This window comes from Rhodococcus sp. KRD197, assembly GCF_017168235.1.
In the GTDB taxonomy this organism is placed as follows: domain Bacteria; phylum Actinomycetota; class Actinomycetes; order Mycobacteriales; family Mycobacteriaceae; genus Rhodococcoides.
Window position 1 is genome coordinate 382,230 of the sequence record NZ_JABFAO010000011.1, and the last position, 14,097, is coordinate 396,326.

15 protein-coding genes are annotated in these 14,097 nt (G+C 65.4%); 6 read left to right on the forward strand and 9 right to left on the reverse strand.

The annotated features are described in order from the left end of the window. Window positions 1-9: 9 nt before the first annotated feature. From J1M86_RS17595 to J1M86_RS17610, 4 genes are all read left to right on the forward strand, one after another. Window positions 10-204: a hypothetical protein gene (locus tag J1M86_RS17595; protein ID WP_206510811.1), complete on the forward strand. Its 195-nt coding sequence runs from the start codon at window positions 10-12 to the stop codon at window positions 202-204. A 128-nt stretch (window positions 205-332) separates the two neighbouring features. Next, entirely contained in the window at window positions 333-1,040 is a 708-nt protein-coding gene (gene modA, locus J1M86_RS17600; protein ID WP_241260308.1) for a molybdate ABC transporter substrate-binding protein, read from the forward strand. Continuing rightward, window positions 1,037-1,843 carry an ABC transporter permease gene (locus J1M86_RS17605; RefSeq protein WP_206510812.1) on the forward strand — a complete coding sequence of 269 codons (807 nt, stop codon included), beginning with the start codon at window positions 1,037-1,039 and terminating at the stop codon, window positions 1,841-1,843. The genes modA and J1M86_RS17605 overlap by 4 nt, the downstream gene beginning before the upstream one ends. Window positions 1,844-1,856: 13 nt before the next feature. Beyond that, complete coding sequence (locus J1M86_RS17610) at window positions 1,857-2,945, forward strand: sulfate/molybdate ABC transporter ATP-binding protein (protein ID WP_206510813.1); 1,089 nt, start codon at window positions 1,857-1,859, stop codon at window positions 2,943-2,945. Here J1M86_RS17610 and J1M86_RS17615 read toward each other — a convergent pair. From J1M86_RS17615 to rimP, 8 genes are all read right to left on the reverse strand, one after another. After that, window positions 2,927-4,276, reverse strand: a complete 1,350-nt coding sequence (locus J1M86_RS17615; protein WP_206510814.1) for an MATE family efflux transporter — start codon at window positions 4,274-4,276, stop codon at window positions 2,927-2,929. The two genes, J1M86_RS17610 and J1M86_RS17615, sit on opposite strands and share 19 nt — an antisense overlap. Beyond that, window positions 4,263-5,213 carry a bifunctional oligoribonuclease/PAP phosphatase NrnA gene (locus J1M86_RS17620; RefSeq protein ID WP_206511099.1) on the reverse strand — a complete coding sequence of 317 codons (951 nt, stop codon included), beginning with the start codon at window positions 5,211-5,213 and terminating at the stop codon, window positions 4,263-4,265. Before J1M86_RS17620 ends, J1M86_RS17615 begins: the two co-directional genes overlap by 14 nt. Before the next feature lie 56 nt (window positions 5,214-5,269). Further along, on the reverse strand, window positions 5,270-5,746 hold the full coding sequence (gene rbfA, locus J1M86_RS17625; RefSeq protein WP_075840097.1) for a 30S ribosome-binding factor RbfA: 477 nt from the start codon (window positions 5,744-5,746) through the stop codon (window positions 5,270-5,272). A gap of 33 nt (window positions 5,747-5,779) precedes the next feature. Further along, entirely contained in the window at window positions 5,780-6,070 is a 291-nt protein-coding gene (locus J1M86_RS17630) for a DUF503 domain-containing protein (RefSeq protein WP_075840098.1), read from the reverse strand. A gap of 158 nt (window positions 6,071-6,228) precedes the next feature. Then, window positions 6,229-9,153 carry a translation initiation factor IF-2 gene (gene infB / locus J1M86_RS17635; RefSeq protein WP_206510815.1) on the reverse strand — a complete coding sequence of 975 codons (2,925 nt, stop codon included), beginning with the start codon at window positions 9,151-9,153 and terminating at the stop codon, window positions 6,229-6,231. 98 nt (window positions 9,154-9,251) lie between these two features. Beyond that, window positions 9,252-9,635, reverse strand: a complete 384-nt coding sequence (locus J1M86_RS17640; RefSeq protein WP_206510816.1) for a YlxR family protein — start codon at window positions 9,633-9,635, stop codon at window positions 9,252-9,254. A 64-nt stretch (window positions 9,636-9,699) separates the two neighbouring features. Next, window positions 9,700-10,710: a transcription termination factor NusA gene (gene nusA / locus J1M86_RS17645; protein WP_075840100.1), complete on the reverse strand. Its 1,011-nt coding sequence runs from the start codon at window positions 10,708-10,710 to the stop codon at window positions 9,700-9,702. Between the two features lie 3 nt (window positions 10,711-10,713). Next, on the reverse strand, window positions 10,714-11,283 hold the full coding sequence (gene rimP, locus J1M86_RS17650) for a ribosome maturation factor RimP (protein WP_206510817.1): 570 nt from the start codon (window positions 11,281-11,283) through the stop codon (window positions 10,714-10,716). A 132-nt stretch (window positions 11,284-11,415) separates the two neighbouring features. Here rimP and J1M86_RS17655 point away from each other — a divergent pair, with 132 nt between their 5' ends. Both J1M86_RS17655 and J1M86_RS17660 read left to right on the forward strand, forming a co-directional pair. Then, entirely contained in the window at window positions 11,416-11,928 is a 513-nt protein-coding gene (locus tag J1M86_RS17655) for a hypothetical protein (RefSeq protein WP_206510818.1), read from the forward strand. Continuing rightward, window positions 11,925-12,365 carry a ferritin-like domain-containing protein gene (locus tag J1M86_RS17660; protein ID WP_075840102.1) on the forward strand — a complete coding sequence of 147 codons (441 nt, stop codon included), beginning with the start codon at window positions 11,925-11,927 and terminating at the stop codon, window positions 12,363-12,365. The genes J1M86_RS17655 and J1M86_RS17660 overlap by 4 nt, the downstream gene beginning before the upstream one ends. Before the next feature lie 7 nt (window positions 12,366-12,372). On the opposite strand, the gene J1M86_RS17665 is transcribed toward J1M86_RS17660, so the two are convergent. Beyond that, a complete protein-coding gene (locus J1M86_RS17665) occupies window positions 12,373-14,094 on the reverse strand; it encodes an acyl-CoA dehydrogenase family protein (protein WP_206510819.1) in 1,722 nt (573 codons plus the stop codon). Window positions 14,095-14,097: the final 3 nt, after the last annotated feature.

The following is a 14,097-nucleotide window of genomic DNA, read 5'->3' on the forward strand; positions in this document are numbered from 1 at the left end:
AATCGAGCTATGGAAAAACTTTCGGGGTCCGAGAAGAGCGGCCTACGGGCAGGGATGGTCATCACGGTGATGGCCGCATTCCTTGCCGGGATTGCATCGGACAACTTCGTAACCGGATTCGCGATCACGGCTGTGGTGTGCGCGGTAGCGCTGCTCGCCGCGCAGTTCCTGGCCCGTGTAGTAGTGGCGAGACGGAACAGGTGAGGCCGGCTATCCATGGTCATCGTCTTATCCATGGTCATCGTCTTATCCATGGTCATCGTCGAAGCACCGGAAACCCTCGCACGAACCGGTCGATAGGCCCGCTGGCCGCCGCCACGGCGTGTGCCGCACTGCTCACGGGTTGCGCACCCGGCTCCCCGAATACCGGCGACATCACGGTCTTTGCGGCGGCATCGCTGACCGCGACGTTCACCGAACTCGCCGAGTCCTTCGAAGCCCAGTACCCGGGCACGAACGTCGCTCTCAACTTCGCCGGTTCCTCGGACCTGTTCACCCAGCTCGACCAGGGTGCACCGGCCGACGTGTTCGCAACCGCGGACACGAGCACCATGGAGAGGGCGGTCGATGCGCAGCTCGTGGACGGCGAACCGACACCGTTTGCCACGAACGTGCTCACGATCGTCACAGCGCCGGGCAATCCCGCGAACGTGACATCGTTCGCCGATCTGGCGAACCCGGACATTCTGACTGTCGTGTGTGCCCCTCGGGTCCCGTGCGGCGCTGCCACCGACAAGGTCGAGCAGGTCACCGGCATCACCATTCCCGCAGTGAGCGAGGAATCGGCGGTGACCGACGTGCTCGGGAAAGTGACGTCGGGGCAGGCGGACGCCGGCCTGGTGTACGTCACCGACGCCGCAGCGGCCGGAGACCGAGTGACTTCGGTGACCTTCCCCGAATCGGCTCGAGCAATCAACACGTACCCGATCGCAGTCCTCGGCAGCAACAAGAACGCCGATGCGGCAGCTGCGTTCGTGGCATTCGTCACCGGCGCCGCGGGGCAGCGGATTCTCGCCGAGGCCGGGTTCGCGGCGCCGTGACCGCCACCCGCTCGACCACGGTTCGGCTCGGGCTCCCGGGGTGGGTCTTTCTTCCGGCCGCAATCGGTGCTCTGTTCATCCTGACACCGCTGCTTGCCATTCTGCTTCGGATCGATTGGCCCAATTTCGTTCCACTCGTCACCTCGGACGCATCGAGAACCGCACTCGCCCTGAGCTTGCGAACAGCCGCCGCCAGCACCGCGCTGTGTGTCGTCATCGGTATCCCCATGGCGCTCGTGCTCGCTCGCACCGATTTCCCGGGGCTCTCGATCCTTCGAGCGCTCGTGCTGCTGCCGCTGGTTCTGCCGCCCGTCGTCGGGGGGATTGCGTTGCTGTACACGTTCGGGCGCCTGGGCCTCGTCGGCGAGTATCTGGAGGGTTGGGGCCTGTCCATCGCATTCTCGACGACCGCGGTGGTGTTGGCTCAAACCTTCGTTTCGCTGCCCTTCCTCGTCCTCAGCCTCGAAGGTGCACTGCGAAGTTCGGGTCACGCCTACGAAAGGGTGGCGGCGACGCTCGGCGCTCGACCGACGACAGTCCTGCGGCGCGTGACCCTGCCCCTCGTGCTGCCCGGCCTCGTCTCGGGCGCTGTACTCGCCTTCGCGCGTGCACTCGGCGAATTCGGTGCCACCCTCACCTTCGCCGGATCGCTCCAGGGCGTCACACGGACCTTGCCACTCGAGATCTATCTTCAACGGGAAGCCGATGCCGATGCTGCAGTGGCGCTGTCACTACTGCTGATCGTCGTGGCCGCCCTCGTCGTTCTCGCCGCACGTGGACGCCGGACGGACAGTGTCCTGTGATGAAAGGTCTCCTGTGAGCTCCGTGTCCGTGACTGCCCGGATCGCGCAGCGGAATGTCGAGTTCGAGTTCGACGTCGCCGAAGGGGAGGTCGTTGCCCTACTCGGCCCCAACGGTGCCGGTAAATCCACGTTGCTCGACCTCATCGCAGGGCTCGCAACGCCCGACACCGGAAAAATCACCCTCGGGGCGGACGTCGTCACCGATACCGCTCGGGGAATACACGTGCCTCCCCATGCTCGCGGTGTCGCGAGCCTGTCTCAGAGCGCTCTGCTGTTTCCGCATCTCAGCGTCGCGGAGAACGTGGCGTTCGCTCCCCGCAGCCGTGGCGTCCGCAGGCGCGATGCGCGAGCACTGGCCCAGTCCTGGCTCAGTGCGGTCGGTGCACTCGACCTCGCCGGCCGCCGACCCGCGCAACTGTCGGGTGGGCAGGCACAGCGCGTAGCAATTGCACGTGCACTAGCCGCCGAACCCAGGGTCTTGCTCCTCGACGAGCCGATGGCGGCACTCGACGTCGAGACCGCCCCCGGGCTACGGCGCCTGCTTCGCACCGTGCTGCGCGAGCAGCGACGCACAGCAGTGGTGGTCACACACGACCTGCTCGACGCGCTGGCCATGGCCGACACCGTCGTCGTGGTCGAGTCGGGACGGATTGTCGAGCGCGGACCGACGGCCGATGTGCTCACCTCACCGCGCAGTGCCTTCGCCGCGCAGATCGCAGGGGTGAACCTGCTGACCGGTCGAGTCGACGCTTCGGGTTCGCTGACCACAGCGTGGGGACTGCACGTGTTCGGCCACATGGACGGTGCACAGGCGGAGGCAATGACGGGAGATGCGGTGGCGGTGTTCGCCCCGTCCGCCGTCGCCGTCCACCTCGAACCTCCGCGCGCCAGCCCGCGCAACATCTTTCCCGTCACCATCACCACGATGGACGCCCAGGGCGCGTACGTGCGGCTACGGGGAGCCGACTATCCGGACGGCAGCCCCGGGACAGCCGCCGACGTCACTCCAGCAGCGGTCGCCGAGCTCGATCTCGAGCCGGGCCGCGCCGTCTACTTCGTCGTCAAGAGTCAGGAAATGGCGATTCATCCGGCTGTGCGTTGAATGTCGGCGCCGGCGATAGCCCACCGGCCCGAGACGAAACGACCGATCACCGCCGCCATGCGCAGTGCGACGAAAATCCCGAGGCCGAACCAGATTCCGCGAAGTCCCCAGTCGAAGGCCAATGCGAGCCAGATCGACGGCAGGAAGCCGACGAGCGCACATGCGAGCGTGGCCGTTCGTAGGAACGCCGCATCCCCGGCACCGAGAAGCACACCATCGAGTGCGAACACGACACCGGCCAGTGGAATGATCGCCACGAAGATCCACCAAATCGACTGCATCTGTTCCACCACGGACGAATCTGTCGTGAACAGGCCCGGCAGAATGGGCCCACCGGCCGCGAGAAGCAACGCCAGCACCAGCGCGAACACCGTCGACCACACCGTCAGTCGCCAGCCCAAGCGCGTCGCGCCGGGCACATCGGCGCGACCGAGGGCGGCACCGACCAAGGTCTGGGCAGCGATGGCCAACGAATCGAGAGTCAGCGACACCAAGTTCCACAGGTGCAGTACAACCTGATTGGCCGCGACCGACGCCGCGCCGAATCGCGACGCCACCGCCGCCGCGGAGAGGAAGCAGGCTTGGAACGCCAGGCTGCGTAGCACCAGATCTCTGCCCAGCGACAACTGCGCACGCATCACCGGCCATGATGGGCGCAGCGGCACGCCTGATCGCACGAGTGCTACGACGAAGAGAGCTCCCGCAACGGTCTGGCCGATGACGTTGGCGACCGCCGACCCGACCAATCCCAGGTACGGGAATCCGAGGAGTCCGTGCACCAGGAGTGGGCACAGGACCGCCGAGAGCCCCAACCCGAACACGACGTAGCGGAGCGGGCGAACCGTGTCCTGTAGGCCTCGCATCCATCCGTTGCCCGCCATCGACACCAGAATGAACGGCACGCCGAGTACCGCAACCCGGAACCAGCGCACAGCTTCGGCAGTGATGTCGCCACCACCGCCGATCAGCGTGAGAATCGGAACGCACAGCAGCTGCATCACTGCAATGATCAGCGCGCCGAGCCCGAACGCCAGCCATGTCGCCGATACGCCCTCCCCCACGGCGTCGTCGTCGCGTCCGGCACCGTGCAGGCGAGCCGCGCGGGCCGTCGTACCGTAGGACAGGAATGTCAGCTGAGTGCTGACCTGGGCCAGGACCAATCCCCCCACGGCAAGACCAGCGAGCGGCAACGCCCCGAGCCGGCCCACCACAGCGGCGTCCAAGAGTAAGTACAGCGGCTCTGCTGCAAGAACTCCCAGCGCTGGAATCGCCAATCCGAGGATGCGGCGCGGGGAGGCTTCGGCGAGGGCGCTGGAGTCAGGAGAGGGCATCGATCAGGGTGGCGACGACGTCCGACATCGTTCCGTGCGCGGTGAACCCGGCGGCGTTGCGGTGCCCGCCACCGCCGAGAACCGTTGCGACGGTCGAGACGTCGACTACGGTCTTCGAGCGCAGCGACACGGTCCATTCGTCACCGGCCTGTTGTTTGAACACAGCCGCGACCTCGGCTTCGGCGGTGGTGCGCACGATGTCGATGACGCTCTCGATCTCCTCCGACCGTAGTCCGGCGGTGTCCTCGCGTTCGATGACGGCGTACACCAACCCGAGCCCGCCGACACCGTCGGGAACGAGCGTCGCGGATCCGAGAACTTTGCCCAGCATCGGAAGCCAGCCGAACGGATGACTGTCCAGCAGCTTTCGGGCGATCGCAGCACCGTCGATACCGGTGGCGAGCAGTCGTTCGGCAAGCAGATGCGAGCCGGGCCGAACCCATCGAAACGATCCGGTGTCGGTGACCAGACCAGCGAACAAACAGTGGGCCACGTCGGCATCGACCTCGATGTCCCACGCGTCGAACAGCCGCGTGATGACCGCGGTCGTGGACTCCGCACCGTCGTCGACGAGATTCACGGTCCCGAAACGAGTATTGGATCTGTGGTGATCGATCACCAGGCATGCGTCTGCGGAGTCGATTCGATCGGCAAGCGCACCGAGTCGCCCTCGGCTGCCGGCATCCACGGTGACGACGAGGTCGACCTCGCTGCGCACTTCCCGAGCGGGAACCAACATTTCGCGCCCGGGCAGTTCGTTCATCGATTCCGGTAGCTCCTCGGGGACGGCGAACGACACTTCCACCGACACTCCCCGCCGATCCAACACCATCGCCAACGCAAGACCGCTACCGATGGTGTCGGCATCCGGGTGCACATGACAGAGCACAGTCGCCGAGCGAGCAGCCTCCAACAGGGAGATGACGCGGGGGAACATGTCCTCTACCGGTGCACCGATTCCTGCCTGTGGCGAGGCCGCTCTGGGCGATGTCGTCACGTCGCCCGGTCCACCTCGGCCGACTCTGAGTCCTCGTCGAGGTCTCGGGGCGCCTTGTACGGATCGGGGTCACCTGCGGGTTGCGCGGTGGCCGCCGCCCGGGCGACCTCACTGTCTGCTCGCCGGGCGCGCTCGAGGAGTTCCTCCATGTGACGCGCTGTATCGGGGACCGTGTCCGTGACGAACGTCAGGGTCGGTGTGAAGCGAACACCGGTTCCCGCACCGACTTTGGAGCGCAGAACGCCCTTTGCCTTCTCCAAACCGGAAGCCGCAGCCTGCACGTCGGGCGGCGTGTCCAAGTCCTCGCCTCGCACCGTGTAATAGACCGTCGCATCGTGCAGGTCGGCTGTGACCTTGCAGTCGGTGATCGTCACGAATGCCAGCCGCGGATCCTTGATCTCGTGGTCGATAGCCGTCGCAACGATGGCGGCTATCCGTTTCGAAAGCCTGCGAGCCCTCGCCTGATCCACCATGAACTCTTCACGCTCCTCATACGCGGTACCGAGTCAGTCCTCGGGACCGAAAATTCTTCTTCTCACTGCCAACAATTCCAGATCGTGGCGCTCGGCGACATGCCGTTCGCATTCGTCCAGTTTGTCGTGCAGACCATCGACATCGGATCCCGCTGCGGCGATTCCGAAAAGGGACCGCCTGATACGGCCGAGTTCACCCGTCTCCGCCGCCGAAACACCAAATCTGTGCAACTCCGACAGCACGGGCTCGACCGTCGTCTGCTTCTCCGCCAACGACCGCACGTCGCCCAACAGCACGTCCAACTCCAGAGCACCCAGATACACGCGGCCATCCTTCGATCGGTTCGACCGGACGATCCGGCGGCGGCACCTTCGAGGTACCGCCGCCGGCCGTATCGATCACTGCAGTGTCACTCCCCGTGCGTCACCACAACCGAGATCGGAACCTTGTCGGGTGCGTCACCCACAGGTTCCTTTCCCGTCTAGTCGCGCGGCTTCTCGCGAAGCTCGTACGCCTCGATGACATCTCCCACCTTGATGTCGGAGTACGTCACCGTGAGACCACACTCGTAGCCCTCGCGCACCTCGACCGCGTCCTCCTTCTCACGACGAAGCGAGGAGATGGTGACGGTCTCGGCGACCACCTTGTTGTCGCGAAGCAGACGCGCCTTTGCGTTGCGACGGATCGTACCGGAGGTGACGAGGCAACCGGCGATATTGCCGACCTTGGACGAACGGAACAGCGCACGAATCTCTGCCTGACCAAGCGCGACCTCTTCGTACACCGGCTTGAGCATGCCCTTGAGGGCCCGTTCGATCTCGTCGATCGCCTGGTAGATCACCGAGTAGTACCGAATGTCGACACCCTCACGGTTGGCGAGCTCGGTGGCCTTGCCTTCCGCGCGGACGTTGAAGCCGATGATGATCGCGTTGGAGGCCGATGCGAGGTTGACGTTGGTCTCGGTGACGCCACCGACACCGCGGTCGATGACCCGCAGCTCTACCTCGTCGTCGATCTCGATACCCAGCAGGGCTTCTTCGAGCGCCTCGACGGTGCCCGAGTTGTCGCCCTTGAGGATCAGGTTCAGCTGCGAAGTCTCCTTCAGCGCTGCATCGAGATCATCGAGGCTGATGCGTTTGCGACTCTTCGCGGCAAGCGCGTTGCGCTTACGAGCGTTGCGACGATCCGCGATCTGTCGAGCGATACGGTCCTCGTCGACGACCAGGAGGTTGTCGCCTGCACCGGGCACCGAGGTGAAACCGATGACCTGCACGGGCCGCGAAGGCAACGCTTCGGTGACATCCTCGCCGTGCTCGTCGACCATGCGGCGGACACGTCCGTATGCATCGCCGGCCACGATCGAATCGCCGACTCGCAGCGTTCCGCGCTGAATGAGCACGGTTGCCACCGGTCCACGTCCACGATCGAGGTGGGCCTCGATGGCGACGCCCTGCGCCTCCATGTCGGGGTTCGCGCGCAGATCCAATGCGGCATCTGCGGTCAAGAGCACCGCGTCGAGAAGGGCGTCGATGTTGATGCCCTGCTTCGCGGAGATCTCGACGAACATCGTGTCGCCGCCGTACTCCTCGGCGACGAGACCGTATTCGGTGAGCTGCTGCCGGATCTTGTCCGGGTTGGCACCTTCCTTGTCGATCTTGTTGATCGCGACCACGATGGGGACATCGGCAGCCTGCGCGTGGTTGATCGCTTCGACCGTCTGCGGCATGACACCGTCATCGGCTGCAACAACCAGGATCGCGAGGTCGGTGGCCTTCGCACCGCGAGCACGCATGGCCGTGAAGGCCTCGTGACCGGGTGTATCGATGAAGGTCATGAGGCGCTCGTTGCCCTCGAGCTCGGTGAGAACCTGGTAGGCACCGATGTGCTGGGTGATGCCGCCGGCCTCGCCTTCGCGCACCGTGGTGTTACGGATCGAGTCGAGCAACCGCGTCTTACCGTGGTCGACGTGGCCCATGACTGTGACCACGGGGGGACGCTGTTCGAGGTCTTCCTCGCCGCCCGCATCCTCGCCGTAGGTGAGGTCGAAGCTGTCGAGCAGCTCGCGATCCTCGTCCTCGGGGCTGACGACCTGGACGACGTAATTCATCTCGCCGCCGAGCAGCTCGAGCGTCTCGTCGTTGACCGACTGTGTCGCGGTCACCATCTCACCGAGATTGAACAGAGCCTGAACCAATGCAGCCGGGTTGGCGTCGATCTTGTCCGCGAAGTCGGACAGCGAAGCGCCACGGGCGAGACGGATGGTCTCGCCGTTGCCGCGGGGCAGCCTGACGCCGCCGACGGCAGGAGCCTGCATGCTCTCGTACTCGGCACGTTTCGCCCGCTTCGACTTGCGTCCACGCCTGGGCGCGCCGCCGGGACGACCGAATGCACCTGCTGCAGCGCCGCGCTGGCCTGGACGACCACCGCCGCCGGGACGACCACGGAAGCCGCCTGCCGGTGCTCCACCTGCGGGAGCGCCGCCTGGCGCACCTGGAGCGCCGCCGCCGCGGTAACCGCCGCCACCGGGACGACCGCCCGGAGCGCCGCCGGGGCGACCCGGACGGCCGCCTGTGGCGGGAGCGGGACGCGACGAACGCGTGGGCATGGCACCCGGGTTCGGGCGAGGTGGCATCGAGCCGGGACTCGGACGAGGTCCGCCCTGGCCGGGAGCCGGACGAGGCCCGCCCTGGCCGGGAGCCGGACGCGACCCACCCGCCGGTGCTGCCGGACGAGGTCCACCCTGACCGGGAGCCGGACGACCGCCACCCGGCCGAGGAGCACCGGGAGCCGGACGAGGCGCGGGACGCTCGGTGGGTGCGGACGAGTACGGGTTGTTACCGACGCGAGGAGCCTTGGGTCCCGGCTTGGGCCCGGGAGCGCCTGGCTTGGGTCCGGCCGGCGCAGCCGGAGCCTCGGATGCTGCCGGGGACGCCTCTGCGGCGGGTGCTGCCGGCGCAGCGGCAGCTGGCGCCGATGGTGCCGGAGCGGCCGGGGACGGGCTCGCCGGTGCGGCTGCGGCGGGTGCAGCGGGTTCCGACTTGGTCGGCGCTACGGGCTCCGCAGGTGTTTCTGCAACCGGGGCTGCCGGTGTCGGCCGCGGTGTCGGCTTGGGGCCGGGCCGCGGACCGCCGGGCTTGGCGCCGGTGGTCGGCTTGGGCGCGGAATCGGTGGCATCGCTACGTGATGCGGTGCTGCCGTTCGCTGCGCCGGCGGACTGACCGTTGCCGGAGGCGGAATCGGGTTTGTCGGATGGGAACGACTCACGCAGTCGACGCGCTACGGGCGCTTCGACGGTGGACGATGCGGACTTGACGAACTCGCCTTGCTCTTTGAGCCGTGCGAGTAGTTCCTTACTGGTGACACCGAGTTCTTTTGCCAACTCGTGCACGCGGGCCTTGCCTGCCACTGCTCTCCTCACTGAGAGGCCGAGCGAGGCTTGGGTGCCCGCACGACCTCGGGTTATCTCCGACGGACGTTCATCGTTGGTGCTTCACGGTGTGCTCATCAGTGCTGTTGCCTGTTCTTCTCGACGGATGTAACTCTGTCGTCCGGTTCCGGTGATCGACCTTCCGATGAAGCGCTTTCGACGAAAGCGACTACCTCGGAAGTTTCCACCGGCCCCGGCACGCGAAGTGCCCTGCCGAAAGCTCGGCGCCGTTCTGCGTTGACCAGACACTGCTGGACGGGGTGCAACCATGCACCTCGACCGGGCAGCCTGCGGCGGACATCGGGTACGAGGATCCAGTCCGAGGACTGCGATCCACCGTACGAGGGTCTGACCACGACTCTCAACAGATCGACGGACGGAGCTCTCCCCTTGCACCCGACACACGTGCGCACCGGCTGACGGTCTACCGCCGAACCGGTGCTCTCATGAGACGAACGCATGGAGATCATTTCCGAACCACCGACCACTCTACCGCTGTATCGCTCCGAACTCCGCATTCCACCCTTACCCGCTGGTCGATTCGGGTGCCACCGCCGCATCGCTGCGGATATCGATACGCCAACCCGTCAGCCTGGCAGCCAATCGGGCGTTCTGCCCCTCTTTGCCGATGGCCAGCGAGAGTTGATAATCAGGGACGACGACACGGGCCGCGCGAGCTACGGCGTCGACTACCGTCACCGACACAACCTTCGACGGAGACAGTGCGTTACCGACGAATCGGGCCGGATCCTCGTCGAAGTCGATGATGTCGATCTTCTCGCCCGCGAGCTCACTCATCACGTTGCGAACGCGCTGGCCCATGGGCCCGATGCACGCACCTTTGGCGTTCAGTCCGTTCACGGTGGACCGCACGGCAATCTTCGACCGGTGTCCCGACTCGCGGGCGACAGCGATGATCTCGACCGAGCCGTCGGCGATTTCCGGCACTTCCAAGGCAAAGAGCTTTCGCACCAGGTTGGGGTGCGTTCTCGACAGGGTGATCTGCGGACCGCGTTGGCCGCGGGCAACACCGACGACGTAACACTTGATTCGTTCGCCGTGCTCGTAGCTCTCCCCCGGGACCTGCTCTGCCGGCGGCAACAGACCGTCCGCACCGTTGGCGTCGCTGCCGATTCGGACGATGACCGTGCCCTTCGCATTCGCCCGGGTGTCTCGTTGAATGACTCCGTTGACGATCTCACCCTCGTGGGTGGAGTACTCGCCGAACGAGCGCTCGTGCTCGGCATCACGCAACCGCTGCAGGATGACCTGTCGTGCCGTCGTGGCTGCGATACGACCGAATCCCTCGGGGGTGTCATCCCACTCCGAGATGGTGTTGCCGTCCGCGTCGATCTCCTTGGCCATCACCCGCACCGAACCGGTCTTGCGGTTGACGTCGATCCACGCGTGCGGCTGATGCCCCTCGGTATGCCGGTAGGCCGTCAGCAGCGCTGTCTGGATCGTGGAGATCACTGTCTCGATCGAGACGCCTTTGTCCGCCTCGATAGCGCGTAGCGCTGCGATGTCGATATTCACTTGTCAAGACCCTTCTTCCGGTGTTTCCACGTTCACGATCTCGTCTGTGTCGGCCGGGGCGGGCCTGCCGTCGACGACGCCGCCCGCCAACTCCATTTCATCAGCCTTGGGCCGCGAGAATTCCACCTGCACAACCGCCTTGACCACGTTCGCCAGCACGATGTCCCGTGTGGCCAGGACGCCTTTGGTCCGGGTGACAACGGTTACGACATCTCCGTCGAGCAGCCCGACGCGAGCATCGAACTTCTCCTCGGCCAGTTGGATCCGGACCATCCGACCCCGCGCCCGACGCCAATGCCGGGGCTCGGTCAGCGGCCGGTCGATCCCTGGGGTGGTGACTTCGAGCGTGTACGGCGCCTCACCGAAATCCGACACAGCGTCGAAGACATCGGAGATATCGCGACTGAGCGCAGGCAGGGAATCGAGATCGATGCCCTCGTCACGGTCGACCATGATCTTTACGGCACTGTGTTTGCCGGCCGCGACGACGGTGACGTCCTCGAGGTCGAACCCCCTGGCCTCGACGAGATCGGAGAGGAGTGCGATGACCCTCTCCTTGGACGGAACAGGCATCCTGGTGGGAACTCCTCGTTGAAGTTGTGTGAAAGCCGGCGCGTGGTGAACGTACAGCTTAACGCCATCTGCGGGCACTGATGACCAGGTCCGGGTGCACGAGAGCAAGATCGCACCTGGCACGATAAGGGCGTGCCGACGCCGGAGATCACTCGTTCGCTCTCACGCCGTGCAGCGTTCCGGTGGACCGCGGGCGCAGTCCTGGGCACTGCCGGTCTGGTCGGCGCGATCTCCTGCTCCTCGGCCGCCGAGGAGCAGGCCACCGTGGACACGTTGACCACACACTTGCGGCTCGCGCGACGCGATGCCACCGCAGCCACTGCATTGACTGCGCTCGCACCCGAACTGGCTGGAGCGCTCGATGTGGTCCGCGCCGAACGCACCAGCCACGCCGACGCGCTCGCCGCCGAGATCGCTCGGGTTGCAGGCGTGCCCGCGACAACGGCGGCAGAGGCAGCGGAGACGACCCAGGCGCAGTCCACGACGCCGAAGCCGCCGCCGACGCTGGACGAACTGAAGTCCTACCTGCGCGAGTCGCAGCGTGGCGCGGCCGATTCGGCCCGCAACGAGTCGGGATATCGCGCCGGCCTTCTCGGTTCGATCAGCGCGGCCTGTGCCGTCGAACTGGAAGTGGTGCTGGCGTGAACGAACTGGGTGTGGAACAACAGGCGCTCGTCGATGCTCTCGATGCCGAGTACGCGGCCGTCTTCGCGTACGGCGTTGTCGGCGCCTTCTCGAATCCGGCACGCGCCGACCTCGTCGCGGCGAATGCAGCCGCTCATCGGGCTCGCCGGAACGCGACGATCGACGCCTTGAAGGCGGCAAGCGTCGAAGCCCCTGCTGCGGCGACTGCCTACGCGATCCCGTTTCCGGTGACCGATCCGGTCGGCGCCGCGCAACTGGCGGCCCAGGTCGAGGTGGACACCTCCATCGCGTGGCGGTCGGTGATCGAACGCAGCAGGTCCGGACCCACCCGGGAGACCGCCGTCATCGCCCTCACCGAAGCCGCGCTTCGATTGGCCATTTGGCGCCGCATCCTCGGTGAGGTACCGGGGACCACGGCATTTCCCGGTCAAGTGTGATGCGCGGTCAGGGATTCATCTCGTACGCACCGTCGTAGGTCAGCACTTCGGCCCACACGGCGTCGAAACGGCGCCGATCCACGGTCGGCTTGCGAATCGCACCGAGTGCCCACTCCTGTTGGGCCGGGGTCGAGGACGGCTTGCCGTGCAAGGCCACGGCGTACCCCGAGAAGTCGCGAATCTGGAAGTCGAATATCTGATCCAGCGTCTCGACCGAGATCGCGTCGGCCGATTCGAGGATGAGGTGCCCGTAGACGATCAGCGAGAAGAGGTGCCCCACGTTCAGCAGGAAGTCGAGATCCTTCTGCTGAGCCTCGTCGGGGGCGGCTTCGCTGAGGAATTGCTTGAATGCCTGAGCTTGCTCGTAGAAACGCGCGACGTTGGGAATATGGGAGAACTTCTCGTAGACCGCTTCCCAGTCATGGAAGCGAACGGTGCTGGCTCCTCGGGCGGGCCCCTGAGCGAAGAAGAATGCGTCGTCGGAAGCATCGTCGCGAACACCTACCACGGGGTAGTCGACGGGGGCGAACATGTAGGACGGCATGAACTTGAGCACGAGCGCGACGTTGACGTGCACGGTGCCTTCGAGCTTGGGCAGGGTGCCGATCAACTGTGCCGCCTCCCGAAAGTACGTGTCCTTCTCGTACCCCTTGGCGGCGATGACGTCGTGCAGCATCCGCACCACCGTTTCGCCCTCGGAGGTGACCTTTGCCTTTGTCATCGGGTTGAACAGCAGGTAGCGCCGATCCTCGAGGTTCGCCGAGCGGAAGTAGTCCACTGCGCGCGAGGAGAAGACTTTCATCGCAATCAGACGCGCGTACGCATCGACGAAACTGGACCGTACGTGCGGGAAATCGGTGACCGGGTGGCCGTACAGAATTCGGTTGTGCGCGTGCGTGATCGCCTCGTGGAACGCATGCTCGGCGATGCCGATGGATCCGGTGCAGAGGTTGAACTTGCCGACGTTGACGGTGTTGAGGGCCGCCGAGAACGCGTCGGGTCCGGTATGGAGAATGTCCTGACTGCGGACTGGATAGTCCTCGAGCCCGAAGGTGCTGACGAACATCTGCCCGTGCACCACGTTCTCACGCAGCACGTAGTTCGGATGCGAGGAGTCGGCTGCGAAGAACACGTAGGCCTCCGGACCGTCCAGATCCGCTCGTCGACCGAAAATCGAGACCATACCCGCGACGTTGCCGTTTCCGATGTAGTACTTCTCCCCTGAAGCGGTGAATGCAAGATCCTCGTTGTCCGACGGGGTGAGCACCATGTCCGTGGAGTAGACGTCGGCGCCGTGCGTGCGTTCGGAGAGCCCGAACCCCATCACGGCGCCGTCGTCGAGTGCTTGTGCGGCCCTACGCTTGGCGCTCTCGTTGTCACTCATCCAAATAGGACCGAGGCCGAGGACGGTGACTTGCCAGGCGTACCAGTACGAGAGACCGTAGAAACCGAGTATCTCGCTGAGCGCTGCGTTTCGTGCCGCGTCCCAACGCTTGTTCGGGTTGCCGGCCGCATATGCGGCCGGTGTGCAGAAGGTGGCGAACAGCTTCTCCTTCGCCACGAACTCGAGGAAGTCGGCAGTCCAGACGGCGTCGAGGTCGTCGGCGAGCAAACGCGCCTTCCCTCGGTTCTCGAAGAAGGAGATGAGGGCGTGGAGTTGACGCGCTGTCTCCTCGTCGAATCGAGAAGTATCGAACTTCGTGGGATTCAACAGCTCAACATGTGCCATGTT